Genomic DNA, 26,067 nt, shown 5'->3' with positions numbered 1-26,067 from the left:
AGCGTGAGGGTGGGGATGAGTAATTCATTTACTGTGTTCGATTCAGTACCGTCATGAATTCTTCCTTGAGGGCCGGGTCATTTTGAATTGATTGAAAAATAGCATTGTAGTCCGAAATGGTCAGGCCATGATCCGTGACGGCCTGGCTCATCTTCTCGTTAGCCTCTTGTTGGAGAGATTCCGTTTTGCTTGGGTCATCTGCTTGCATAATTCGCTCTTTGTATGTCGAATGAATCTGGGAGATTTCCTTGTAAGCCCCAGCAAAAGGTTGGAGATTCGGCTCAATCAATTCTTTCTGCGCAGGTTGGGATTCAACTCCCTGTGGCTGGGAATTGACATTTTGCGCATTCGCGACAGAAAGAAATCCCAATCCAAGGACACTCGGGACCACTAGCAGCACACCCAACTTCTGTAACCTCATTGCTATGGATTTCATACCATTTCTCCCTTTTTAAATTAAAATTAATATTCCTCAGCAAGCTGAGACCAAGGAAACCTACATGTTTTTTTTCCGAAACGGCCACGGTGCAAACTCAAGCAATAAGTCCAGAAAATTTGAATCTCCTTTAGGATCGACATGGATAGAATCGGGCCAACGTAATCTTTTTCATGACGGGATTTTTCATCCCTATTTTACTTGTCACGCAAAAGCCAGGCCAAAATGTCCGCACAAGGCACAGAAGTACCAACCTACAGGGCATAACATAAGGCATAAGCGCAGAATCCGGCCCTAGGACTTCCTTTTCGCATATCCTGCTTTTTCCAGACATAGCGTAGGGAAGACCCTACGTATACAAACGATATACCTACACTCTATTGAGAATAAACGAGGGAGGCCTACATTTGGGATTGGATGTATTGGGATTAAGAGTCAATACCTTATCCATTGACTTCGTCTTTTTGCTTTTGTAAAGGGAGCACCTTTGATTTGATTCTTTAATTGGCAGGGGGAAATCCAAGGAAGAGTCTATACAGGTCAAAGGGAATACTAAGACCGGGGGACCATGCTCGATTCCTTGTTGCAAAAAATCACGTCTACAAGCGCCGGAATATTAAAAGGCAAGATTAAGCTGACAATTGCGAAAAACCATGAAGATGATGTTGGGTAGAATTCTACAATTTGGTATTTGCGGGAAAGCGGAAAGCCCAACTTCAATTAAAGAGATGGGGGGAGAACGCTATTCTCGAAAACAAAAGATGCCATCCGAGGACTAGGCGATAATTTCATAACAAGGCTTGAAATTCTGTTGATCAATTTTCATCCGGTGTTGGTTAATGAAGGATTGCAGGAGTTCATCCATGAGTCTCATAATCGTTGAATCCCCGTGAATTTTAAATGGCCCATTTTTTTCAATGGCATTGAGCACTTGTGGCTTCACATGGCCGGCAACAATTCCTGAAAATGCCCGACGCAAATTCGCAGCCAACATATGAATCGGTTGGTCGGCATGGAGATTCAATTTCGCCATCGACTCATGTGTCGGCTCAAATGGTTTTTGAAATTCATGGTCGATGGTCAGGTGCCAGTTGAAATAGAAGGCGTCATGTGTCCGTTTTCGAAATTCCCGTACACGTTGTATGCCTGTCGTTATTTCATAGGCTCCACGCTGAGGATCATCAATGATGACTTGATACCGTTGCGCCGCATGAAGTCCAAGTGTCTGCTTGATAAAGGTATCAATGGTTTCAAAATAGCTGGCACTGCCTTGGGGGCCCGTAAAAATAAGCGGGAAGGGCACCTCATTATTGTCAGGATGTAGTAGAACACCGAGGAGATAGAGAATTTCCTCCAAAGTCCCCGCACCGCCGGGAAACACGACAAACCCATGTCCAACACGAACAAACGCTTCAAGACGTTTTTCAATATCCGGCATAATCACCAATTCATTTACAATGGGATTCGGAGCTTCAGCCGTAATGATACCCGGCTCCGTGACGCCCAAATATCGACCATTTTTAATACGTTGTTTCGCGTGAGCGATCGTTGCTCCTTTCATCGGTCCCTTCATAGCCCCTGGACCACAACCCGTGCAAATATCCATGGAACGTAAACCGAGTTGATGCCCGACTTCTTTCGTGTAGCGATATTCGACCTCGCTGATTGAATGGCCTCCCCAGCACACCACCAAATGTGGATCCTCCACCGAATGAATGATTTCCGCATTTCGTAGGATATGGAAAATCGCGTTGGTGATCCCATTGGAGGTGGTTAAATCGAATTTTTTATTGTGGTGTATTTCGTTATGGACATAAATAATGTCTCGTAGCACCGAAAAGAGATGCTCTTTAATTCCTTGAATAATTTCCCCATCCACAAACGCGCTGGCAGGGGCATTGATGAGTTCAAGCTTCACTCCGCGATCCCTTTGCTCCAAGGCAATGTCGAAATCTGCATAGCGGGCAAAAAATGCTTTCGTGTCGTCCGTATCATTCCCACTCGTTAGGACCGCCAGGGCACTACTTCTGAATAGTTCATGCAAGCCGCCCTCACTGGTTTCCCTGAGCTTCTCCACTTCGTGCTGCGACAGCATATGCATAGCCGTATCGGGGGTGATGCTCACACTCACGCCCTGCCCTGAGGATGTTCGCTTCGACGTTATGTACTCACGATTGTTTTCCATTCTTACGCTCTAGCTCCTAGCCCTTTGTGTGTGAACGGGGCCAAATACTGGCCCCCAGGAGGAGGTCAATTTATCACACCGACGTGTTCAGGCTCTATGGTCGGTGTCAGAACACGCCCTAATGCACAAATGGAATGGGAACACATCCGGCAAAATATACGGTGCTACGATTACGTAAAGAAGCTGGTTCTGCCCTTGAGGCACGGGCTCATGGCCTGGAAATTCTGGACCGAACTTTACGGCCCAACCTAACGCCAAGAATTTCGCCGGAGCCGCGTCCAGAGTTGAAAAAGGCAGGATAGTGCTGGCAGGATTCTAAGTTCAATTGGAAAACCAGAACAAATAATTTTCACTCCTTTATGGGGTGATGACCTCTCATTACAGACTCGTGAAAAGCTTGGAAATTTCCGCAAAACAAATTCCACCAGCATGAAGACTATTATTCAGGAAAGTCCACTTAGGAATCACGCAAACAGGCTAATCGTTGACGATCATCTTCATATTGTGGAAGACGATAGGTCAGATCGATTTGCACCACACGCTCCAGACAGCGAAGTGCTGAGATGGTATCTTTTCGCTCCAGATAGACGTCAGCCAATAGACGCAAGGCCCCTGCCTCTCCCGTGGTATTTCCTAGCTTGATGAAATGTTCAGTCGCATTATTGAGACAGGCCTCGGCCCGTTCAAGATAGCCCAGGTGAAGAAAGGTTTTCCCAAGTTGCCCATAGGTAGTAGCCAAGCCGTCTTCATTCCCCACTTTGCGATGGTAGTCTAAAGCCCTGTGAAAGGCTTGAATGGCAGGTTCGGACTGATGTAAATGCAATTCCTGCAGGGCCAGATTGCTATATAAAATACCCAACGCCCGGTCATGGCCTAAAGGGGTTAAATAGTCAATAGCTTCCAAATAAAATGCGTGCGCCGTTTCCGGCTCTCCCCTGTCGGCTTTAAGGCTTCCTAAATTCACCAGTGTTTCCCCGATAGCATGCGCTTCTTGCAAGGTTCGTTGAATTTCCAGAACTTCTCGATAACAGGCCTCGGCTTGCTCATAGCGTTCTAACAAGGCGCTGACATTTCCCAGATTACCCAATGCATCTGACAAGGCCTTGGGAGATCCCAATTGCCTTGCCTCCTCGGTAGCCTGTTCATAGCACTCATGCGCTTTTGAAAGATTCCCACGATGCAGAAAAATTTCGCCGAGATGCGAAGCAGCGCTGGCCATGATGTTAAAGAAAATCCCGTGACAATTGTTCAGTTCTCAGACAAAATTCGGTAAAACATCCATCCGACAACGACTCACTATGCTTGCTCCTGCCTGTAAGCCTATACCCGGAGCCGCACCTTGACAAGAATGCACCTTTCTCTGACAAAGAGCTGGAAGGTATCACCGGATCGAGGAGTAGCAACATTCTATGGCCTGAATACCATCTTGATCATGAAAATCCCAGATGTAAGCTTTTGGGAGAAGGGCAGTTGCGACATTCAGCCTGAAAGGTGTCCCATCCCCTTTGAGTCTTTATAGAGCCCATTCAGCCTCATAAAACAACAGCCGAGTCCAGATGTCTGGACTCGGCTGTTGAAGGACATTCTAATGGGAAAGGTGTGGCCTTCCCCTACATTCATTTAAACCAACCGGCTTAGAGAGGGAAAAGCCGACAGGATAATTCCTTGGGAAGTGTACAGTTACTTTTTAACCCCCAAGATCGCATCTTTTGCCGCTTTGGCCACTCGGAATTTCACTACCCGCTTGGCTGGGATTTTAATCGCGGCTCCAGTTTGGGGATTTCTGCCCATTCTGGCTTTTCGGTGCGCAAGTACGAGCTTGCCAACACCAGGTACTACAAACGCATTTTTGGCTTCTTTATAAGCCAAAGCCGCAAAATCATCAAGAATTTGCGTCGCAATTTTCTTGGTGACATCCGCTTTTTTAGCCAGGTGATCGGCAATCTGGGACTTTGTCATGGCCTTTCCCATACACATTTCCTCCTCAATTGAATTGTTTAGTAAGAGACACCATTTGTTGATTCTAAAATTCCAAGGAAGGATTGCCTTGTCTGTCATTTTGGAGAAAGAGTTTAACGCAGGAACACCTTTCCCCTCTGTCACAACGGCGCCAGAGTCTACCGAATGGCTCAAAAACTGTCAACAAAAAACAAGCCCAGTGCGGGGAATATTCTTTTACCATAATTTCTCAAATGATTCTTCTGCCTTGCTGCCTCGGCTTTTACCACGGTAAAGTAGCGAGAATACACATTTTACCTATTTTAGTCATACGTGCAATTGGCACAACACTCACGAGGCATTGATCATGGCAAAAGAGTTACCTGTTCTCCCCTCCCCCAAACAATCAGAAACTCCCGAAAAGGAAGAACTGACGTATTCACGGGTGTTTTGCACGCGGGAAGATAGCCCACCACTGAAGTTGCTTTTAGACTTTCTCAAATCCAAGAATCAGGTTCCGCTGATTCCCAAAATGGATCCGGCCGCTCTTGAGGATTGGGATTGGGTTCATATATCTCTCGGTTATAGCCGGGAGAGGAAACCCATTCAGTTATTTTGCGTGCGCAACCGTGGCACCTATCAGGACGTGTTTGAAGGAGAAAAAACCTCTTTTTTCAATCGTATAACTGTCTTTGATGATGTCGAAGCTGAAATTGCCCGAGAATGTATTTCAACAGCTCGCTTCATCGCCACCACCCAAATGGTGAAAAAAGATATGACTGATGAGGGCTATGATTTTAACGGCTGGATTCTGGAATTTTTTCAGGAAAACTGCAATGGCATTGTGCAAATCGACGGACAGGGGTTTTATTCCCCGAAGGGCGATCTCATCGTGGATATGGAAGAAGTCGCTGAAACAGGCGATGATATTGCCCCTACACCCAAAACAGACACACAACCATTGTCCTAAAAATCATTACAGTTCAATTCTGTTCCGGAGTAGCGCTTGATCCGAGGGCCAAGTCCACGCAGCCCGAAAATGTACGTTGCCTCATACCCGGAAGTCCATTCCGATAGGCCCATCCATCTTTCAACACCTCCACGAGGGCTCCGTTTTGAAAGCGTGACGGGTCCTCAACCACATCTTCCCGGCACACCAGAATGTCAGCGCGTTTCCCCTCTACGAGTCTTCCCGTATCAGTTTGTCCAAGTTGATCTGCCGCCAACCCCGTCGCTCCAAACCATGCCGCCAGAGGCGGTATGCCCTCTGCAATCAATGCCACCAACTCCATGTAATTCCGGCCATGCATATCAGGCAATACCGGATCAGTGCCAGCCAACAGTTTGAGCCCGCTGGCTTGCGCAGATTTGACTGCCTGGGCATGGCTTTCGGCCACCTGTCGAACTTTGCTGCGGATGAAGTCACTAAATCCCTCTGACTGAGCCAATCTCTGTCCCACCCATGCAGTCGGAGTCACCACACACCCTTTCGCATACGCGAGTTCGGCTAGATCCTCATTCATAAATGAAATATGTTGGATATCGTTCACCCCAGCTTGAATAGCCAGCTTGATGCCATTATAACTATGGGCATGGGCCGCTACATACATCCCACGCCCAGCCGCTTCATCACAAATCGCTTCCACTTCCTCAAGAGTAAAATCTCGATGTTCTAAATGGTCGGAAGGGGAGACCACACCCGGACTGGCACAAATTTTCACAAGATCACCCCCGCAGGCGGCAATCTCCCTGACCCGCTTTCGACATTCCCACGGTCCATCGACGATACTGGACGGACGACCGGGACCAGCGGGCCACAGACGGGAAAGCGCCCCACAGCAACGATCCGGCCCTCGAAAATCCGCATGCCCTCCGGTGGTGGAGAGCATACAAATAGCCAACTTGAGACGTGGACCCAACATCACCCCCTGATCCACAAGCCGCTTCAGGACAGAGGTGGCTCCACCCACATCCCGCAAAGTCGTCACGCCTCCCTGAACTAATGTGCGATATAAGATACGTTCAGCCCAAAACGGAGCCTCCGGGGAATTCATTCGGTCCAGTTCAGCATTTCCCACTCCCCAAAGGGTCACATGCCCATGACAGTCGATAAGTCCAGGGGTGACGGTAAAGGACGCGCAGTCGATCCGCTGAACATTAGATCCTTGCGGACGAGTAGGGTTATGTGGAGAAACCGTCTTGATGGTTCCCTCATCAATCCACACATCTACCCGTTCGTGAATAGACTCAGTTGTTGCGGATGTCCCATCATAGAGTTTGTGAATATTTGAGAGAACAATCATGATATTCCTCTCTTCAAGATATAATTGTTACTAACTCCCCTCAGATTTCTCTACCGTATATACGTCCAAATCCGCAACATAAGCGATAAGGCTCATTTCTGTAAAAATCTTCCCGACAAGCATGGAATGTTTACCGTCCTCCCTCTGAGCACAACTCAACCTGACCGCGTTCATTTTTTAACATCTGGTAATTAACCACATTGACAGTATTAGTCGGCATGTAAATTTTGCGGAATCATCATAAACATGATAATCTTCGAAGATACTGCCTCATCTCCTTTCTCTATTTATGAAAGACGCATTTGTCAGCTATGTTTTCTTCCGAGTACCGCTCGAAGTATTTCACCATTGATTCCGGACAAAAACCCGTTATTTTCTCAACAGGGTTAACGCAACAACCTTCCCAACTGCTTGAGGGTTATCCTTCAACATCAAAGAGGTATAGTCAGGCATGACCACGTTCGCCCACCGCCATATCGGATCCAGTGAGAGCCAAATCCAGGAAATGTTAGGAGCACTGGGGCTGTCTTCCCTCGATGCCCTTGTGCAAGCCACGGTTCCGCAGGACATTCGCCTAACCCAGTCCTTGAATTTGCCAAGGGCACAATCTGAGGAAGAGGTACTTTCAGAACTCCGCCACCTGAGCGCACGGAATCAGATCTATCGATCTTTTCTCGGCATGGGCTATTACGATTGTCTGACCCCTCCGGTGATTGGACGGAACATTCTGGAAAACCCCGCATGGTATACCCAATACACGCCCTATCAAGCGGAAATTGCCCAGGGACGATTGGAGGCGTTGCTCAATTTCCAAACAATGGTCGCCGATCTAACCGCACTTCCTCTGGCGAATGCTTCACTGTTAGACGAAGCCACGGCGGCGGCGGAAGCCATGAGTATGTGTCGTGCGCTCAGCACCCTGCATGGACAGACTTTTTTCGTCGCGGATGATTGTCATCCGCAAATCATTAGCGTCTTGCAGACTCGAGCCCAGCCATTGAATATCTCAATTACCGTGGGAAATCCAGACACATTAAATTTTTCAAACGATGAGACCTTCGGAATTCTCCTCTCCTATCCATCCACTGACGGTACGCTCCGCTCTTATGAAGCCTTGGTCAACCAGGCACATGAATCCGGTGCACTCGTCGTGGTCAGTACCGATCTCCTTGCCCTGACCCTCTTGGTGCCCCCGGGTGAATGGGGAGCGGATATTGCGGTGGGGTCGTCGCAACGATTTGGAGTACCGCTGGGCTATGGCGGCCCTCATGCAGCATTTCTGGCCACAAAAGAAACCTTTAAACGACACATCCCAGGCCGGATGGTGGGAGTATCCAAAGATGCTCATGGTCAAAAGGCGTATCGCTTGGCGCTCCAAACCCGGGAGCAACATATCCGGCGCGATCGGGCAACGAGTAACATTTGTACCGCACAGGTGCTGCTGGCAAATATTGCAGGCATGTATGCGGTCTACCATGGTCCAGAAGGATTAAAGAACATCGCCACCACTGTTCATCAGCTCACTGCGCTCACGGCCGAAGGTCTTCGTCGCTTGGGATGCCAACTCGACTCTAATGCCTTCTTTGATACCCTACGGGTTCGGTGCCCTCACCTGAGCCAGGCCAAAATCATCGCGAATAGTCAGCAGAATTTCATGAATCTTCGGCAATATGCCGACGGGTCCTTTGGCATCGCGTTGGACGAGGCGACCACTATCACAGACGTGAGCCAGCTCTTGACCCTCTTTACCGACAATGAGTCACTTCCCTTCTCCTTAAACGATCTGGCGGAACAGCTCGGTTCATCCATCCCACCCACCCTTCAGCGACATTCCCCTTTTCTTACACATCCTGTTTTTCACGACTATCATTCCGAGCACGAATTGCTCAGGTATATGTATCGGCTACAATCCAAAGACCTCTCCCTCGTCCATTCCATGATTCCATTGGGATCATGCACGATGAAACTCAATGCGACGGCCGAGATGATTCCCGTGACCTGGCCGGAATTCAGTCGGCTACACCCTTTTGCCCCCAGCGATCAGGCGCAAGGGTATCAGTTGTTGTTTCAACACTTGGAAGCATGGCTCGCCGAGATCACCGGATTTGAGGCTGTTTCACTGCAACCCAACGCCGGTTCGCAGGGGGAATATGCCGGGTTGATGGTTATCCGGGCCTATCAGGAGGAGCGGGGGCAAGGACAACGGAATATCTGCCTCATTCCGGTATCGGCGCATGGGACCAACCCTGCGAGTGCGGTCATCGCCGGACTGAAGGTCGTCCCTGTCGCCTGTGATAACCATGGAAACATCGACATTCCTGATTTAGAAGCCAAGTCAGCCCAATACCATGACACCCTGGCCTGCTTGATGGTCACCTACCCTTCCACCCATGGCGTGTTTGAAGAAGGCATTCGCAAGGTCTGTGAAATCCTCCATACGCACGGAGGCCAAGTCTATTTGGATGGTGCCAATATGAATGCCATGGTTGGCCTGGTCCGCCCAGGTGCGATTGGCGCCGATGTGTGTCATCTCAACCTGCATAAAACCTTCTGCATCCCCCACGGTGGAGGAGGCCCAGGGATGGGCCCCATTGCCGTCGCACCCCACTTGGCTCCTTTTCTACCAGGTCATCCCTTGGCCAAGGTGGGAGGATCAAAAGGCATTGGTCCCATCGCCGCTGCTCCGTATGGCAGCCCGAATATTCTTCCTATCTCGTGGGTCTTTATCAAACTCATGGGCAGTGAGGGACTGACAAAAGCCACGCAAGTGGCCATCTTAAATGCCAACTATATGGCCAGCCGATTGATTAAATATTATCCTGTGCTTTTTACCGGGAAAAACGGCATGGCGGCTCACGAATTTATCTTAGACCTGCGACCTTTCAAAAAATCCGCAGAGGTAGAAGTCGAAGATGTGGCCAAACGGCTCATGGACTTTGGATTCCATGCTCCCACGATTTCGTGGCCGGTCCCCGGAACCCTGATGATCGAGCCGACCGAAAGTGAATCCAAGGTGGAATTAGACCGGTATTGCGACGCACTCATCCTGATCCGCCAGGAAATTGCCGAGATTGAGGAGGGACACCTCCCTCGCGACAATAATCCCTTAAAACATGCGCCTCATACTATTGAGGTCATCGCCCAATCCGAATGGCCACACCCCTATACCCGCGAAACCGCTGCATTTCCAGCTCCCTGGTTACGGCAGCATAAATTTTGGCCATCCGTATCCAGAATCGATAACGTTTATGGAGATCGAAATTTGGTCTGTACCTGTCCACCCATGGAATCCTATCCTTCCTAAATCACTGGCTTGCCATACGAGAACTCCATCTAGTCTCTCTCCCTATAACTAACCAGGCCTAGTCATTTGAAGACCTCCGGCCCCCACAACCTGTTGATCGGCATGCTGCTTGGGATTTTCACAGGTATCCTGCTGGGAGGTCTTTTCCCGTCCTTTGGATTGGGCATCCAATTCCTGGGTGATCTATTTCTTCAGGCGTTATTTGCGCTTGTCGTGCCATTGGTAGTGAGTTCCATGATTGTGGGAATCGCCAGTTTGGGTGATGTTCGACAATTGGGACCTCTCGGCATTCGAACCGTGCTGTTCTTCATGACCACCACGGGCCTGGCCGTCTTGGTCGGATTGATCCTGGTGATTGTTCTTCATCCCGGGGTGCCACTCGAGCAACTACCCAACGGAACCGCCCCGGCTCCGCCATCGGAAGTTTCCTTACAGATGAAGGACCAACCGACCTCCCTCGTTGAGCTGTTCGAAACTATTCTGACCAGCTTAGTGCCAAAAAACCTGTTTGCCGCTATGGCGGAAACGCAAATCTTACCGTTGATTGTCTTCGCGCTAATTTTTGGTGGCGTCCTTACCACCATCGGAGAAAAAGGCATCCTGGTCATTCGCTTATTCGAAGGAATAAACGATGCCATGATGGCCATCGTCCATCTACTGATGTGGGTGGCACCGGTGGGAATCGGAGCCTTGATTGCAGGGCGATTGGGAGAGGCAGGTGGATTTTCAGGTTTTTGGCCCCAGCTCTCCAGCCTGGGCACCTATGTCGCTACGGTACTTATCGCCCTCGGCATTCATGGGTTCTTGATCCTTCCCTTGGCATTACGAATATTGGGAAAGCAATCGGTTCCTTCCTATGCGAAAGCGATGACCACGCCGCTCATGACCGCCTTCTCGACAAGTTCGAGTTCGGCCACCCTCCCTTTGACGATGGAAAGTCTGATCGAAGAAGCCGGGGTGTCCCGACGTGTGGTAAGTTTTGTGGTCCCACTGGGCGCCACGATCAACATGAATGGGACCGCCCTCTATGAAGCAGTCGCAGCCATGTTTATCGCACAGACCTATGGCATCGAGTTGGGATTGGGTGAAACGCTTATCGTCCTGGTCACCGCGACACTCTCCGCCATTGGCGCAGCTGGAATCCCGGAAGCGGGTCTGGTCACGATGGTTATCGTTTTGAAAGCCGTGGATCTGCCCATTGAAGGGATTTCACTGATTTTGGTGGTAGACTGGTTTCTGGATCGCTGCCGAACCGCCGTGAATGTCTGGGGTGATGCCGTCGGCGCCGCCGTCATCGACCGCTGGGAATCTGGTACTAAGACATAATTTTTTCTATTTGCCCGCCTAGACTTCGACTTTGAACCTTCAACAAATAAATTCAGAACTCCATCTCCATTGAGAAAAGCCGGGTTTCGGCCCGGCAGCCGAGCCACTTTTGTTTCGGCAAAAGTAGCCAAAACCATTGACGCCCAGTCAGGTTAAATCAGATGGGACGGACGCCAGAGGGAGAGCGGACCAACTCGCCAGGCTCAAACAAGGCCCGCAGGATGAGCAAGAGCGTCCGCCCCCAAGGCCTGACTGCAGGCGTCGAACTTTTGGAAAAGGGAGTAAAATAAGGATGTATGAAATGGATTCACCAGCTTGATGAGCAAGGGCGACGAAAGGCCTTCGCTTGAAGAGCACGTGAGAACTAAAACCGCAGTAAACGGCCTATCGGGACTCAAGGCATAAGTTATGATATACCCTCATTATTTTACCTCCAATTCAACCATAGAGAATGCTATCTGCGATTTGACATAGAGGAATCTAAAGAAAATGGACAATGCTCCCTGCTGGTGTGGTTCAGGAAAAACTTTCCAGGAATGCCACATCGATAGAATTCAAGATTTCCCCCTTCCGCCTGGGAAAATCAATGACGTCCTGAGGAAAATTTACCAAAAAAGTTTGCCTCCACCCGGAAGCATCAAAAGAACAATGTACTAAGATTATTCAAGCTCATACTATTCAAAGACGTGGAGCAATAGAGAGGATTACCTCATCCGATAATCACGTTCTCAGTTTTTATCCGCCAGAGAAAGATCAACACAATAAATTAAAATTACATCGTGTTGGTTGGAAAAAAGCCTCAACCTTTCGAGGTTTTTGTAGCCATCACGACAACTCCCTTTTCTCAAATCTTGAAGATGAGGGATTTATTGGTACAGATAAGCAGTGCTTTCTTGTCGGGTATAGAGCTCTTTGCCATGCACTCTACCAAAAAATCACAGTAAAGGATTCAGTGCCCTTTCTGAAAAGTTCTTTGGATAAGGGAAGAATTCTTTATGAGCAATTCTTTATACAGGATCTTATAGCAACAAGTAATGAAGGCTTAAGTAAAGGCCTTGAAGACTTGACGCCAATCAAGCAGGAATATGACAAGGCCATTATGGAAAACTCTTACAATTCGATCCATCAGGTTGTCATTGACTTTAAGGGAACCCTGGCATTCACAAGCACAGGAGTGATCCATGTGGAATTTGATGTTAATGGCAAATTATTACAGGACCTTTTGTCGGCCCCTGTTCCAGCCCAAACATTTTCAATTAGTATTGTATCTACGGAACAAGGAGGAGTATTTATTGCAACCTGGCCAAGGCGCTTTTCCAAATGTAAGGATTTCTTTAGAGCACTTCTCGCTATCGACAAACAGAACATTCCAAGTATTCTTCTTGAATTTATTTTTGCCTATGTTGAAAATACTTTTTTTTCAGAAACTTGGTGGAATTCCCTAACGCATTTTCAGAGGGATCACTTGAACGAACTGGCTGGGCTATTGGTTCCATATGGCAAACTACAAGCATGGACAGGGAATAGGTACCTGGATTGGGAAATCACGGAAATAAATTCAACTTTTTCTTCCAACTCTGAAAATCAATCAACCTGACCTAATCCCTTCCCAATATACCAAGAGCTAAACTATCCAAAATTTGTATATAGAAATAGCCTAATTCCTGACAGAAACACTTGGAGACAAGTGTTGGATTGATCTATTAACATTTTTTATTTCGGTCAGCCGTTGAGAGGAATCACTTACGGCTCCCCGCCACGCCCATTCAACATTGTCCGTCTCCCCCCTCACCCTTCCCTCTCCCCCAAATGGGCGAGGGGCAAAAGAAAGTTGGTCTGTGGCAAGACCAAGTCGTACAGCTGACATTGGAGTCAAGACGCGCGTAGCTTAAATGTTCCGAACCCCTTCAACTGCATCCATTCTCCCCCATATCCGACGCCTGCCGTTCCGGCCCTCGGGTCGGACGCTCTAATCAACTGGCGGGCCTTGTTTGAGCGCAGCGAGTTGGTCCGCTCTTCAATCCTGCGTCCGACCCTCCAATATGGCCGGACGGGGCGTCACTGGTTTTGGCCACTTTTGCCGAAACAAAAGTGGCTCGGCTGCCGGGACGAAACCCGGCATTCTCAACTTTACGAACCGTGTAGGCTAAAATTTCTAAAGCCCCTTGCGATCTTCTCGCGGAACAGCCAACTTGGCATCAAGAAAATCCTGGTGACTGAGGTCCATGCCTTTGGCAATAATTCGAATTTCCTCAATTTCCTCAAACGAAGTCTGTTCGGCCGCATTGGCCACTTCAAATAAACAATGGAGAAACTCTTTCCGTTCAATTCTCGTCGTTAACTCCTTAAAACGTTTCACCAATCGGACACTATCCAGCCCTCGGAATATCCGGTGATGACTGATTTCCGCCACCAGTTGGGCCTGTTCGTCTGTTAATGCCCAGTGACGTTTGAGTACGGCACCCATGACCGTGGTTTCTACTGAATCCACCACATGATCAACCCCGGCCACTCGTGCCATCAATCCCGCCGCAAGACACAGCTTGCGAATCTCAGCATCAGGAAGATCAAAGGTAATGCCCCGGTCTCGTAATTCCATCGTGACCTGGAAATATATGGTGTTCTTAATGAAATCTTCCAATCGACTTTCACGATCATGCTCTTCGGTATAGTGCTGCCCCCGCAGATTCAGGATTTGACGAAATGGTCGTCGAAGATGTTCTAAAAACCCACTACTGCCCTTCTCAAGATCAGCCCTAAGCTGTTGGACCACTTCTGTTTGTTGATCCCCTCCTGATGGATCAGAGGACACGAGCTTCCCAAGTGTCGCCAAAGCCAGGGCTTTATCCTCTGCCGATCCCATACGTCCTAGGACACGATTCAGGAGACGTTGTCGTTCTTCCTCGCTCACTGGAGAAACCATATACAGTTCCAATTCCATCCATTCCTCTCCGGAAATATCCGGCAATTGAAACAACAGTTCTTTTAGCCCGTTCACTTCGGTGGGTGACAGTGTCCCGTCAGCCCATGCGGCACCGATCAACAGTTTGCCAAGTTCAAGAATAAAGCTTTTATCGACCATTCCTATCCTCCCTTTCAGCATGAGGTGGCATACCTGTAATTCCCAGGCTTGCCTGCCTTGTCAACAACATTCAAAATGAAGAGGGAAATTCTAAGGGCAGTATACCGAAGGTGGAAAGTCTAAAAAACCCGGCAAGGCAGAAACAAGCGGCATGCCCCGAAACCGGAACCGGCATGAAAATACTTATGAAACATCCGTGAATCCATCGAAACCCAGAACGGCTCTCAACACATCCTTCCAAGTCACTATCCCCAGAACCTCTCCATTCTTGGTGGTCACCGGGAGGCAAGAGACCCCTCGAGCTAACATCAGTTGAGCCGCTTCCTGCAAAGAACAGAATGAACAAACCGTCACCGGATGATGCGACATAATTTGATGAGCACGTTTATTGAGGGTCGCTCGATCCCGAGTGGTTTCCGACATCGTGCCGACAAACGGGCTGACGGCTTTCAACATATCACGGTCGGAAATGATTCCCACTAGCTGTTGGTTATCAACGACCAGTAGATGATGAAATCGGACTTTCTTGAAAATATCTCGAACCACCTCAAGTGAATCATCCATTTCAATGGTGACGACTCTGGTCGCCATAATTCTACCGATCACCTGGGCTCTCGTCTCTGACTCCACCTTAGGAGGTCCTCATGTTATATGATGACTGAAGTCATTCCTTTCCACATACCTTTCCCGTCATCTGCTGTGACCGTCAACCCTCCTATTCGGCATCCTGGAATTAAAAGTTTACAGGGGTTTGGTCATACTTCATTCTATCAACAGTACCAGGAGAAGGGCCGGCAGTCATGTGGAAAGCTCTTCTATCTGCAGGATTCCACAGAGCAGTAACGGTAAAATCACGGTCCAGGACTGTTAACTTGCCACCCACATTTCAGCAATCCAACTACACATCTCCTTCACCTCAGGTAGAGGAACATTCGTCTTTCGGATTTTCCCACCACTGTCCGTGGGGTACCATGTTTCAGATTCTTTGGATCTTTGGAAACATCGCTAATCGGAATTGAACAAAAATTTCATGCCGATGAATGGGGCAGGGTACTCAGCAGTTCTTTCACAAGACTCACCAGATCTTCCAGGAGAAAGGGTTTGGGGAGTGTACGGGTGGCACCAAACTCAGCCGCCTCTACCAAAAATCCCAAATCACGGTCCCCACCTCCCGACATGGCAATAATTAAGGGAGGAGATGGTGTTCCAGCAAGGACGCGTATCACTTCTAGACCGTCCATTTCAGGCATGAGTACATCCGTAATAACCAGATCAACGGGACTCTCATGATAGAGCTTCAATCCCAATCGGCCATCGGAAGCGGTCCGAACATCATAGCCTTCCATCACCAACCGAACACGCAGGGTTGAACATAATTCGGGGTCATCATCCAAGAGTAAAATTCTCCCTTTCAAATATTCACCTCCCTATCGTCTAGGTACCGTTTCCTTCCAACACACAACATTGCTTATTTTCTTTTGAGGGTTTTGTCCAATTGCAGGGACAAAAACTTTATGCCCCCGTTTTACAGAGGACGCCTATGAGGACCTATGTTTTGTCGGCTCGGGACACCACCAACCCCAGAAGCTCCTGGAAATCGTACGGTTTTTCCAGAAGCGCAAAAGCCCCTGCTTGCTTGGCTTCTTTTTCTATTTCCTTTGTCATATTACCACTCACGAGTATGACTCGAATATCCTTCCCCTTCACACGATAGGACAGAGCTTTGAGAAATTCGAGCCCATTGATAACGGGCATATGAAAATCTGATAAGACGAGGTCCACATTGAGTCCTTCATCCAAAAGAACCAGGGCCTCCCGGCCATCCTCGGCTTCCTTACAGGTAAACCCGTGATGCTCCAAATACAGGCGCAAAGCCTGCCTGTAGGGTCGGTCGTCATCGATTAACAGAATTGGTTTATTCATATGCTATACCCAAGAAATGGCCACATAGGTGTTTAGGATAGACCTCGGGCCTGCGACCTCGCTTTTCGTTTCCAGATTCATTACGCGCTATCTGATAGGAAGGCCATGAACCGATTAGTCCCTGTTCGGCTCAACCTCCGATATAAGCAAAAGTACTGCCAAGCTCTCTGTGAAGCGTTTTCAAAAAATCCTTTGAAGTAGTACATTGAAATTAAAAGTGAAATCTTCTTAGGGCTCTCTCAAATGTTTCATTAAGAGCGAGGATTATCCTGATTCAGATATCTAAAGAGATAAGGGACGTATCCCTTTGGTTGTGCAGGAAACTATTTATACCTGTGTTCTCCTAAGGAAATATTTATCCTGCTTCCTAAAACTCCCATGTTTTTCTCAAGCAAGAAGAAAGCGTCTCTAGTGATAGGAAGGGTGTACAGGTCCTTTGCTTAGAGAAACCCAAATGGGTTCTTATTTCGAACACGCCTCTCATTTATCATTTGATACCTCATGAGAAACTTGCTAAAAGAAATCACCAAGTTTTTGCATCCAATCCTAACTTTGATGGTACCTGAAGCAGGAAAACAGATTTTTCCCAATTGCATCCAACCGATATTTCTTTGCTGAGGATCCTGTTTTTCTCCTGGAGGATTTTTTTGAGTCGGGAAGAATGGAGGGTTACTCAAGATGCGATGGCCCAATGAAAGTGAACTTCTTTCACAGATATCCGACCGATGGCCCAAGCCTTTCGCAATTGCGGAAAATCGTCGGAAATCGGACATTGGCCATTCTGATGCTACCCACTTCATCTAACGGATTGGAATGTCGCGCAATGTCGTCTTCGTTGAATCCTTTCAAGCATAAAATTCGGCATATCAATTTCAATTTTGGATCATGACTAGGTAAGGAGATGGAACTAAAAATAATCTCTAGGCATGACAAGGATGAACCTTAACCCCAATACGATTTAACCTGTCCCCCATCGGAACCATGATGTGAAACATGATAATCTCCTTCTTTGATAGAAAATATTAAAGCATCCCCATATTGTCCTCATTAGGGCTGCTGAATGAGATTGAGGAGGGTGGTGAATTTTACTTTTGATCCAATCATGACCTGAGATTCAAAGCCGGAGTTATGCTCATCCTTCCCTCTAACTCAATGGATACACATGAAGTCAAAAAAGTCTCAAAAGGAGAGGGATGCATTTTACTAGACTGAGTATTGTAAATGTTGACTCATTAAGGAGATAACCACCTCATGATTTATATCGCCTCAACAATTCGGTTCAGATGACCCAATCCATGCTCCTCTTTGGCGCGACCTCCATTCTTGGGTTCAACCTGGCCAGATTATTTCCGGGAACCATTTTGCCGTTTATCTCGCCCGGTAATACGTCGGAATCAGTCAGGGAATGGCCGGTCCTCCAGTTGGAAAATTCTGATTGGGTGGAACGCATCTTTGCCCAGTATCAGTCGAATGTCCTGTTGTATTGCCATGCGGTGTGTGATGTACCGAAATGTGAAGCGGACCCCGATTGGGCTCATGAGATCAACGTCCAACATCTCCGCCGGGTGGTGGAGAAGCTACCAGACCATATCCGATTGGTGTATGTGTCTTCGGATCATGTCTTTGGTGGGGATGGGGAGTATGATGAACATTCGCTCCCGTGCCCTATTAGCGTGTACGGCCACACGCGTGTTAACGCAGAAAAGCTGGCCTTGGGACGACATCAGTCGCTAGTGATTCGCACAGGCCTCGCAATTGGCCCTTCACCGAACGGGCGAACCGGTCATCTGGATTGGCTTCGTTACCGCACTCAACAAAACCTTCCTATTACCATTGTTGAAGATGAATCTCGCTCCGTGGTCTGGGTGACGGACCTAGCCAGACGCGTCATGACATTGGCACAGAGCAATGAGACAGGCATCCGACATATCTCTGCCACCCGGGCTGTTTCGAGAGTCGAATTAGCCAATCACCTGATGGCGATTTTGGGTGAACCTCCCGCTTTCAGGTGCGAAAGCCGGCATCAACGGCCCGCCCCACATTTGGGCCGCGTGGAATTAACTAGTGCATATGCAGATATCCTTTCTCAACCCTTAGCCAGCGTCATGGATGGATGAGCAATCCAACCCCCAAACCCAAGCAGTCTTTTAGAATATCTTACAAATTGAGCCCTTAGAACTCCTACTGCTCGGGCCTGATTTTTTACTTTCAGCCAAAGCACAGATGCCTGGTTTTTTAAAAGTTGAACTGCGGGATTAAACAGCGTTCTGGAGATTTCTTACTCTTGTGAGGCAGGTGTAACCAACGTGAGGAATTCGCACTTCTCCCATCAATCTGAAATCGGCTAGCCCGCTTGAGAATGGGAGGCTAGAAATACGAGCTGCAAACCAATGATGGTTTTGGCATCACGAATGGTGCCGTCCTGAATGCCGGCCATCGCCTTTTTGAGCGGCCATTCCACCACTTCCAACACTTCATCCTCGTCCAAATGTTGACGGCCCGGCTTCAGATCCGTTCCGCGATAGATATGGATGACTTCGTCCGTAAATCCTGGAGCGGTCCAAATACTGGTAAGCAACTCCAACTGACCGGCCTGATACCCAATCTCTTCCTCCAGCTCTCGTGCAGCGCAGAGGCGGGGGTCTTCCTGGGGATGAAGTTTGCCTGCTGGGATTTCATAAATGAATCCCCCAGCCGCATGGCGGAATTGCCGAATGAGGATGACGGTACCGTCACCTTTAATCGGCACGACGGCCGAGGCGCCAGGATGGCGGATGATTTCCAATTGGGTGGACTGCCCATTGGGCAAAATCACGGTTTCGCGATTGAGTATTAAGACTTTTCCGGCGTAGATGTGTTCCGTCGACAAAGAGTTTCCCGTTTCACTCATTATGAGGTTTTAGGTTTTTGGACGTTTGTAAAACGGGAGTGTGACAATCTTGGCTTGTACCCGTTTTCCACGAATGTCGATTTCGAGCAACATTCCTTCTTTGCACAGCGCAGGGGGCACATATCCTAAGCCAATCCCTTTTTGTAAAATTGGTGAAAAATTTCCACTGGTGACCCTGCCCACCGACTGCCCATTGCTGAAAATAGCCATGTCGTGGCGGGGAATGCCGCGTTCCACCATTTCGAATGCAGCAAGCTGACGGGTGAGGCCAACCTTTTTTTGCTTGCCTAACGCGAGGTGTCCTTGAAACTCACCTTTATCCCAGGCCACCACCCATTCGGCATTGGCCTCCAGTGGCGAGGTGTTCTCATCCATATCGTTGCCATACAGCAAGTAGCCCACGTCCAACCGCAAAAGATCTCGCGCCCCTAATCCTGCGGGTTTGGCTTCGAATTCTGCGCCGGCCTTCAGTAATCGATCCCACGCGAGGGACGCTTGCGCCGCCGGCACATACCACTCATATCCAAGCTCTCCGGTATATCCCGTCCGACTCAGCAAACCGGAAAACTCCATTCCCTCCAGGGCCAAACACCTACGGGGCTTCAGGCCGTCGATTTGTGCCCCAAGGAGTTTTTGCATGATAGCTTTTGATGCGGGACCTTGGATCGCAATTTGGGCCAGTTCTTCCGATCGATCACGAACAATTGCTCCAGGAAATTTTTCCGGCTGGTGCTTTATGAACCACTGGAGTACCTTCTCCCGATTGGAAGCGTTGACACAAACCAAAAAGGTGAATGACCCGGTTTTATAGACAAACACATCATCGAGAATGCCCCCTGAAGATTGGCAAAACATGCCATATTGCGCCTGCCCTATCTGGAGGCGGCTCACGTCATTGGTACTGATCCATTGCAGAAAGGCTTCGGCCTGATCTCCTGATATCTCGATGCGTCCCATGTGACTGACATCAAAGAAACCGGCCGCTTTCCTGACAGCGTGGTATTCCTCAAGGACACCGGTATATTGTAGTGGCATGAGCCATCCGGCGAAATCCACCAGCTTGGCATTGAGCGCCCGATGGGCGTGAGCGAGCGGTGTTTCGTCCATCAACGCAGGTCGAGCAGTTCGACTTCAAAAATGAGGGTTGCATTGGGGGGAACAGCTGATCCGGCTCCTCTGGAACCGTATCCCAACTGAGGCGGAATAACTAATTTGCGGATACCACCGATTTTCATACCTTCGACCCCTTCGTCCCAACCCTTAATCACGCGGCCGGCTCCTAAACGAAATGAAAATGGTTCGTTCCGATCTTTCGAACTATCGAATTTTGTTCCGTCGGTAAGCGTCCCCGTGTAATGGACTATTGCGGTTTCTCCCGCATGGGCTTCGCGCCCGGAGCCAGGAGCGAGATCGACGTACTGTAATCCAGACGTCGTGGTCACCATCGTTTCTTCCGCGGCTTTTCCGGACAGGGGATTCAAAACAAATATGATGAGGAGAATGATCCAAGACCCTATAATGAATACGGGTAATCGAAGACCTGATTGTAACGTCATACCGTTTTTCATGAACCTCTCTCTTTGCTAGTGTTGAACGTATCCGATGTCATGTCCATTTTTGAGGGGCGAGACACTTCTTCATAAAACAGCGCCAGACTGGCCGTATAGCCATGCAAAAAATTCTTCCCGCTCACGGGGCCAATTTCTCCACCTGCAAAAAACCCCGCTATGGGAATGGCCCCCATCTGGTGTTGCAGAGTGGCCACGTCATGGTGGGGAGTTTCGAAAAATCGCCGACCACGCCCATTACAACTAAATAACAACGCGCCCTTAGGCGGACTGTCCGGATGAGTCACCCGTTCCTTGGATAGGAGTAAATGGAAGTCTTCACTCGCTGCATGAGCATCCCGAACATGGAACTGAATCGTCTGGCCCTCCTGGACAAAATCCGCGATGGCCAGACTCCCGGATTGCCGATCGGCTCCTAACAGGCCGCGAATCAAAAAGTCCCCCTGGCCGAATTCGGGTCTATGTTCATCCATGGCAATGCCCACTTGCAGCCCGTGCGCCGCTTGTTGTTGTTCGTGTTCATCCAACGATTTTAGAGTGGATTCCAACCGTTCCAATGGGGGGATTCCTCCCAACTCCTGAATGACATTCTGATCGACCTTGGTCACAACGTAACGTTCTCCAATAGGTTGACACCCTTGGGACACCACTGTCCGGATTTCCACTCCACCCTGAACAGCCACTCCGACCACCCCCGATCCAATAATATTCCGATTAAAGACCAGGCGGCTTTCCCCGACATCCATGCCCCCACTGGCAATACCTCCAATCGCGGACGAGCCAGGGGCCTGTTCCTCCAACAGGGACAATAATTCATCAATGGGGGTAGAAAACGGATCAGCAAAGAGGAAAAACGTGTAAGGATGAGTCGTGGATTCTAATCCAACCGGCCAGCCCTCTAGTGAAGCTACCTCACCCTCTATCTTCGGCGTTAACATGAATGGGACCACTCGCATGTCGGTGCTTCTAAGACCCCAGAGCACCAGACCTGGATGTTCTTCTATTTCTTGATCGGCCCCAATTATCCCTTGCCCCATGCACCCAACCAATGTCTGAGGACGAAGGGTCTCGTGGATGATATCGACCATGCGCTGGATTTCTGAGGAAAAGTGGGGGGAAAAAAAGACAAATGCGAGATGACACCCTGCTTCGCCTAACGCCTCATGCACTGATGCTGCCACCGCATGAGCGGCCAATTCAGGATGAGATTCTTGGGAAAGGGCAACATGACACTGCATCGTAATTAAATCGGATTTGAGTCTAGCAATCCCCGCCAAACGATGTCCATGCAGAAAGGTTGGTGAATTTCGCCCTCATTTCAGGCAGTTCCCATAAGACCATAGAAAATCCACCCTAGAGGTTGGTCGCTTACCGAGTTGGGGGGCGATAAACATTTAAAATCGAACGGAGTCGGTCAATCGAGATCGCCTCAAAACGTCGTCCATCTCTCCCGGTAACCGTTGTGGCTTGCAATAAGGCATTGAGAATGGCTTCCTCCGTGGCCTCCACGGTGGCTTGAAACAAGGGGTTTATATGCGTATCAGCAAGATGGGCCATAAAAAATGTCCGTTCTTCCGGATAATGAGGAATGACATTACCGGTGGAAAACGCCAAAACAAAATCTCCACTGCCATGATGGGAGATTGACCCGGTTCGTGCCAATCCTATGGTAGCCCGGCGCGAGAGCCTGGACAGTTGACGTGCATCGAGGGGAGCATCCGTCGCAATGATAATTATGATGGATCCGCTGTCCTGTCGTTTTTGCGGGAAATCTGCTGGGATTTCGCCAGGAGTCGCCATGGTCGATTCTTGCGAGTTTTGTTGGGAAACGGTTGCCAGGTCCGTATCATAGACTTGGCCCACAGGTACTCCCGAGATCATGAATTCATGCCGACGACCATGGTTGGCATTCACCAACACCCCGACACGATATCCTCCTTCTTCGGAAGGAAGTATTCGGGAGGCGGTACCAATCCCTCCTTTAAATTGATAGGACACCATTCCCGTCCCTGCCCCGACCGACCCCTCTGGAACAGGACCTATCGAGGCAGTCTCCAGGGCGCGTACCACATCTTCCGAAGACACATGCCTTCCCTGGCTATCATTCAGTCGACTATCGTCGCATTCAGCCACAACAGGAGTGAGGGTATCATCGGATATCCCAATACCGGGATAACGTTGCATCATCCAGCTCATGACACCATCTGCCACACGAGGGACATTCAACGTATTCGTTAATGCAATGGGATATTCCAAAAACCCTGATTCCGTCACCCATGCTAACCCCGTCATTTCCCCTGTCCCATTTAACACAAACGCTCCAGCTGGAACTTTGTGATGCCAGACATCTTCACGCGGGATAATAACAGTCACACCAGTCCGAACAGGGCCTTGACCTACCTGCAAGGCTCCATTGCCTTCATAGATGGTGACATGCCCCACCTTGACCCCTTGGACATCCGTGATGGCATTCATTTCGCCAGGAGAATACCGGCCGATGGTAATCCCAAGATCTCTCACATGTGGACGGGGTTCTAACTCCATCAGGGCGGCCGAAGGGTTGGCCAATACCGCAGGGGGGAACCATGCCCAGCTCAGCCCTACTATGCAAAAAAGGCAGGTCTTTACGCCCTGACGCCATCTGAACAAACGCATATTGCCAGTCCTACCTGTTCTCAAGCCCAGTTGCCCATAACAATGAAAATGCATTTACACGATTGATTGAGGAAATGACGGAGACGTCCAGGAAAATTCTTTCTCATACATATGGTAGGCAGTTTCTTGAAATCCAAGTTTGGCATAGGTTTGGTGGGCTTGAATATTTTTCTCTTCCACATAAAGACGATATCCGCAAATGGGCTCACGGTTCAAATGGGCTTGGCCTTCCACGTATTCATAAAGTTGCCGAAAAATATGCTGTTGGCGCTGGTCTGGATGCACATACACACTTTGAAGCCACAAAAAATTCCCGTTTCGCCAATCGCTCCACTCAAAGGTAATCAATATCTGTCCAACTACAATGAGTCGGCCACTTTGAAAAGACTTTTCTGCAACCGCATACCATCCCTTACCAGCATCTTTAAGAAGTGCCTTTACACCAGACTCAAGAACCTGTACATCCAACGTTCGATTTTCAGTTTCTTTGGCTAAAGCCATATTGAAATTTACAATAGTATTCAGGTCAGACATCGTTGCTCGCCTGATAAAGACTGGGGATGGTTTATTCACATCTGTTGACAGGTTAAGTGTCCTTCTTCGCAAAGTTTGCTGCTGACAACCATCCTGGTTGGGGGCGATAGAGTCCCGCAGAAAACTCCATTTTCATTGCCTCTTCCGGGCGCAACTGAATTCGATTTACGCTTCCTTCTGGGACAAAGGCCAGATAGCCGGTAAAGGGATGGATTGCTGTTGGAACAAAGACCATCATGAGAGGTCCTTCGGGAGCAACTTGCAGCTTATGTGGGGGTAATCCCATGTCAAAACCTAATGCCCAAAGCCCGTCACGAGGAAACGGAAATGCGACGACTTTGCTTTGACCAAACCGATCACGGAACTTGATGACATCCGCCATACTTTTTAGGGTATAGTAAATACTACGCACGAATGGAATCCGCTCTAAAGAATTTTCCAGTTTTCGATGAATCCGCTGGCCAAGTAAATGGGTCGTTCCCATGCCCACCCAGAGGACCAGAAGACAAAAAAAGGTAATACCTGACCCGGGAATCCTCACTCCATATAAGGCCCACACAATGTCTACCGTCATATGTTCTAAGGCTTCGAGTAGCGTATAGAGGATTAATAACGTTCCCCATGCCGGAATAATTAGAAATAAGCCGGTAAGGAAATACCGCTTGAAGGTATGGTCAGAAAGTCCATTCATACAATGAAAATAGGGCGGTCATTGAAATTGAGAGCAGTCTAGCAAAAACCTACCCACTCCGCAGCACCAGCGGCGCGACTGCGGATTGCTCACAATTCCGAATTTCCTGAGGATTTCTTGCTACAAACGAAGGTGGGTGCTACTGTTCTAATGAAAAAAGTGAGTCAATTTATTGGTACGTATTGAAAGGAGCCATAGAGTGCGACCTGAAAACACATCCACAGGAAAAGGCGAGATTCCTGCCGACCTATTGGCCATTCTCTGTTGTCCAGAGACCAAGCAGGAGGTGTGTCTATTGGACCAAACGATTGTGGAACGACTGAATAAACGGATTTCAAAAGGAGAATTAAAGAATAAGGGAGGGCGACCCGTCACTGAACAAATCGATGGAGGACTCCTTCGAACAGATAGAACAGTAGCCTACCCTATCCGCGATCAAATTCCCATTATGCTTATTGAAGAAGGCATCATCTTAGAGAAATCTGATCTTTCATCCATCTAAGGCCAAGGCCCCACAAATTCTGAAAAAAAGCCGTAACTGTTTTTGTGGAATGGACTTTTTATGAACCTTGAGTGCTCCGACCGCCTTTTCTAACCCACCATAGCGATCGACCAATCTGGACTACAACATAGATAAACACACCAAAAAAAATCCCATAGTATCCATACGATTCAATCGGCCAATTCTGTCCTCCATGCAAGAGAAAGCCCAAGGCCACATGAGCTCCTAACCCTAAACATAGGGCTAAGATAATCCATTCACGGACCATTGTTTTTCGGGACAACCCCATGCTAGTTCCGAGTACAAAGAGCAGTTTGGACCATCCCACTAATGGCCCAACTGGTAGGTAGGCAATTACACAGGGCTTTTCGTTGATTCGATTTCCGTGGCAGTGATCAAGCTGATCAGGTAATCAGTTACAAAAATTAGTGCTTCTTCTCTCCCATCAGCACGGCGCCCCTTTTCCCTGCGTTGTATGGAGAGTTCGTGTTCCAGATCTGACTTGACGTCCCCTAAAAGCTTCTGAAGAGAGGCCGTAGTCAGATTCATATCCACATCCTCTAATTCTTGACATCGGTCCAGGACCCAATTGAGCCCTTCTACCCGACCAAAATACCTTTCTTGTTCAGCTGCATCGATTCGGGCCATGGTTGAGGCAAATGCTTGCCCTTCATAAATGAGATTGTAAAAACTCGCCACGGCACGATGTAAAATTGAATTCATTATCCGT

The 26,067-nt window shown here is 48.7% G+C and carries 24 protein-coding genes; 7 read left to right on the top strand and 17 right to left on the bottom strand.

Annotated elements, in window-relative coordinates; translation table 11 throughout:
• Positions 1-28: 28 nt before the first annotated feature.
• The 4 genes from PJI16_05395 to PJI16_05380 form a co-directional block, all read right to left on the bottom strand.
• Entirely contained in the window at positions 29-436 is a 408-nt protein-coding gene (locus PJI16_05395) for a DUF4168 domain-containing protein (GenBank protein ID MDT3776992.1), read from the bottom strand.
• Between the two features lie 775 nt (positions 437-1,211).
• A complete protein-coding gene (ppnN, locus tag PJI16_05390) occupies positions 1,212-2,621 on the bottom strand; it encodes a nucleotide 5'-monophosphate nucleosidase PpnN (GenBank protein ID MDT3776991.1) in 1,410 nt (469 codons plus the stop codon).
• A gap of 457 nt (positions 2,622-3,078) precedes the next feature.
• Positions 3,079-3,840: a tetratricopeptide repeat protein gene (locus tag PJI16_05385; protein MDT3776990.1), complete on the bottom strand. Its 762-nt coding sequence runs from the start codon at positions 3,838-3,840 to the stop codon at positions 3,079-3,081.
• A gap of 461 nt (positions 3,841-4,301) precedes the next feature.
• Positions 4,302-4,592, bottom strand: a complete 291-nt coding sequence (locus PJI16_05380) for an HU family DNA-binding protein (protein ID MDT3776989.1) — start codon at positions 4,590-4,592, stop codon at positions 4,302-4,304.
• Positions 4,593-4,926: 334 nt separating this feature from the next.
• On the opposite strand from PJI16_05380, the gene PJI16_05375 reads away from it, so the two are divergent.
• The gene (locus PJI16_05375; GenBank protein ID MDT3776988.1) at positions 4,927-5,529 is read left to right on the top strand and encodes a hypothetical protein; all 603 of its coding nucleotides are present in this window, start codon (positions 4,927-4,929) and stop codon (positions 5,527-5,529) included.
• Between the two features lie 13 nt (positions 5,530-5,542).
• Here PJI16_05375 and PJI16_05370 read toward each other — a convergent pair whose 3' ends face one another.
• Positions 5,543-6,862, bottom strand: coding sequence for an amidohydrolase family protein (locus PJI16_05370; GenBank protein ID MDT3776987.1), 1,320 nt, complete (start codon positions 6,860-6,862; stop codon positions 5,543-5,545).
• 451 nt (positions 6,863-7,313) lie between these two features.
• On the opposite strand from PJI16_05370, the gene gcvP reads away from it, so the two are divergent.
• The 3 genes from gcvP to PJI16_05355 all read left to right on the top strand — a co-directional run bounded on the left by gcvP (position 7,314) and on the right by PJI16_05355 (position 13,089).
• The gene (gene gcvP / locus PJI16_05365; GenBank protein MDT3776986.1) at positions 7,314-10,166 is read left to right on the top strand and encodes an aminomethyl-transferring glycine dehydrogenase; all 2,853 of its coding nucleotides are present in this window, start codon (positions 7,314-7,316) and stop codon (positions 10,164-10,166) included.
• A gap of 66 nt (positions 10,167-10,232) precedes the next feature.
• Entirely contained in the window at positions 10,233-11,492 is a 1,260-nt protein-coding gene (locus PJI16_05360) for a dicarboxylate/amino acid:cation symporter (GenBank protein ID MDT3776985.1), read from the top strand.
• A gap of 973 nt (positions 11,493-12,465) precedes the next feature.
• Positions 12,466-13,089 carry a hypothetical protein gene (locus PJI16_05355; GenBank protein MDT3776984.1) on the top strand — a complete coding sequence of 208 codons (624 nt, stop codon included), beginning with the start codon at positions 12,466-12,468 and terminating at the stop codon, positions 13,087-13,089.
• 558 nt (positions 13,090-13,647) lie between these two features.
• Here PJI16_05355 and PJI16_05350 read toward each other — a convergent pair.
• Positions 13,648-14,574 carry a TerB family tellurite resistance protein gene (locus tag PJI16_05350; GenBank protein ID MDT3776983.1) on the bottom strand — a complete coding sequence of 309 codons (927 nt, stop codon included), beginning with the start codon at positions 14,572-14,574 and terminating at the stop codon, positions 13,648-13,650.
• Between the two features lie 183 nt (positions 14,575-14,757).
• The gene (locus PJI16_05345) at positions 14,758-15,165 is read right to left on the bottom strand and encodes a CBS domain-containing protein (protein MDT3776982.1); all 408 of its coding nucleotides are present in this window, start codon (positions 15,163-15,165) and stop codon (positions 14,758-14,760) included.
• A 60-nt stretch (positions 15,166-15,225) separates the two neighbouring features.
• Between PJI16_05345 and PJI16_05340 the strand changes: the two genes are divergently transcribed.
• Entirely contained in the window at positions 15,226-15,417 is a 192-nt protein-coding gene (locus tag PJI16_05340) for a hypothetical protein (protein ID MDT3776981.1), read from the top strand.
• 185 nt (positions 15,418-15,602) lie between these two features.
• Here PJI16_05340 and PJI16_05335 read toward each other — a convergent pair whose 3' ends face one another.
• A complete protein-coding gene (locus tag PJI16_05335; GenBank protein MDT3776980.1) occupies positions 15,603-15,989 on the bottom strand; it encodes a response regulator in 387 nt (128 codons plus the stop codon).
• Between the two features lie 133 nt (positions 15,990-16,122).
• Positions 16,123-16,497 carry a response regulator gene (locus PJI16_05330; GenBank protein ID MDT3776979.1) on the bottom strand — a complete coding sequence of 125 codons (375 nt, stop codon included), beginning with the start codon at positions 16,495-16,497 and terminating at the stop codon, positions 16,123-16,125.
• 1,283 nt (positions 16,498-17,780) lie between these two features.
• Here PJI16_05330 and PJI16_05325 point away from each other — a divergent pair.
• Positions 17,781-18,614 carry a sugar nucleotide-binding protein gene (locus tag PJI16_05325; GenBank protein MDT3776978.1) on the top strand — a complete coding sequence of 278 codons (834 nt, stop codon included), beginning with the start codon at positions 17,781-17,783 and terminating at the stop codon, positions 18,612-18,614.
• 227 nt (positions 18,615-18,841) lie between these two features.
• Here the strand turns inward: PJI16_05325 and PJI16_05320 are convergent, their stop codons facing one another.
• From PJI16_05320 to PJI16_05290, 7 genes are all read right to left on the bottom strand, one after another.
• A complete protein-coding gene (locus PJI16_05320) occupies positions 18,842-19,387 on the bottom strand; it encodes an NUDIX hydrolase (protein ID MDT3776977.1) in 546 nt (181 codons plus the stop codon).
• A gap of 9 nt (positions 19,388-19,396) precedes the next feature.
• On the bottom strand, positions 19,397-20,494 hold the full coding sequence (gene gcvT / locus PJI16_05315) for a glycine cleavage system aminomethyltransferase GcvT (protein MDT3776976.1): 1,098 nt from the start codon (positions 20,492-20,494) through the stop codon (positions 19,397-19,399).
• Complete coding sequence (locus PJI16_05310) at positions 20,494-20,832, bottom strand: FKBP-type peptidyl-prolyl cis-trans isomerase (GenBank protein MDT3776975.1); 339 nt, start codon at positions 20,830-20,832, stop codon at positions 20,494-20,496. The genes gcvT and PJI16_05310 overlap by 1 nt, the downstream gene beginning before the upstream one ends.
• Before the next feature lie 119 nt (positions 20,833-20,951).
• The gene (locus PJI16_05305; GenBank protein ID MDT3776974.1) at positions 20,952-22,232 is read right to left on the bottom strand and encodes an FIST N-terminal domain-containing protein; all 1,281 of its coding nucleotides are present in this window, start codon (positions 22,230-22,232) and stop codon (positions 20,952-20,954) included.
• A gap of 91 nt (positions 22,233-22,323) precedes the next feature.
• The gene (locus PJI16_05300) at positions 22,324-23,610 is read right to left on the bottom strand and encodes a P1 family peptidase (protein ID MDT3776973.1); all 1,287 of its coding nucleotides are present in this window, start codon (positions 23,608-23,610) and stop codon (positions 22,324-22,326) included.
• A gap of 54 nt (positions 23,611-23,664) precedes the next feature.
• Entirely contained in the window at positions 23,665-24,144 is a 480-nt protein-coding gene (locus PJI16_05295; GenBank protein ID MDT3776972.1) for a GNAT family N-acetyltransferase, read from the bottom strand.
• A gap of 52 nt (positions 24,145-24,196) precedes the next feature.
• Positions 24,197-24,835 carry a DUF502 domain-containing protein gene (locus PJI16_05290; GenBank protein MDT3776971.1) on the bottom strand — a complete coding sequence of 213 codons (639 nt, stop codon included), beginning with the start codon at positions 24,833-24,835 and terminating at the stop codon, positions 24,197-24,199.
• A 199-nt stretch (positions 24,836-25,034) separates the two neighbouring features.
• Here PJI16_05290 and PJI16_05285 point away from each other — a divergent pair, with 199 nt between their 5' ends.
• Positions 25,035-25,337: a Trm112 family protein gene (locus tag PJI16_05285; protein ID MDT3776970.1), complete on the top strand. Its 303-nt coding sequence runs from the start codon at positions 25,035-25,037 to the stop codon at positions 25,335-25,337.
• A 354-nt stretch (positions 25,338-25,691) separates the two neighbouring features.
• Here PJI16_05285 and PJI16_05280 read toward each other — a convergent pair whose 3' ends face one another.
• Positions 25,692-26,060: a hypothetical protein gene (locus PJI16_05280; protein MDT3776969.1), complete on the bottom strand. Its 369-nt coding sequence runs from the start codon at positions 26,058-26,060 to the stop codon at positions 25,692-25,694.
• Positions 26,061-26,067: the final 7 nt, after the last annotated feature.

The sequence above is a fragment of the Nitrospira sp. MA-1 genome (assembly GCA_032139905.1).
Lineage (GTDB): Bacteria > Nitrospirota > Nitrospiria > Nitrospirales > UBA8639 > Nitrospira_E.
This window is presented reverse-complemented; position numbering and strand designations above follow the sequence as displayed.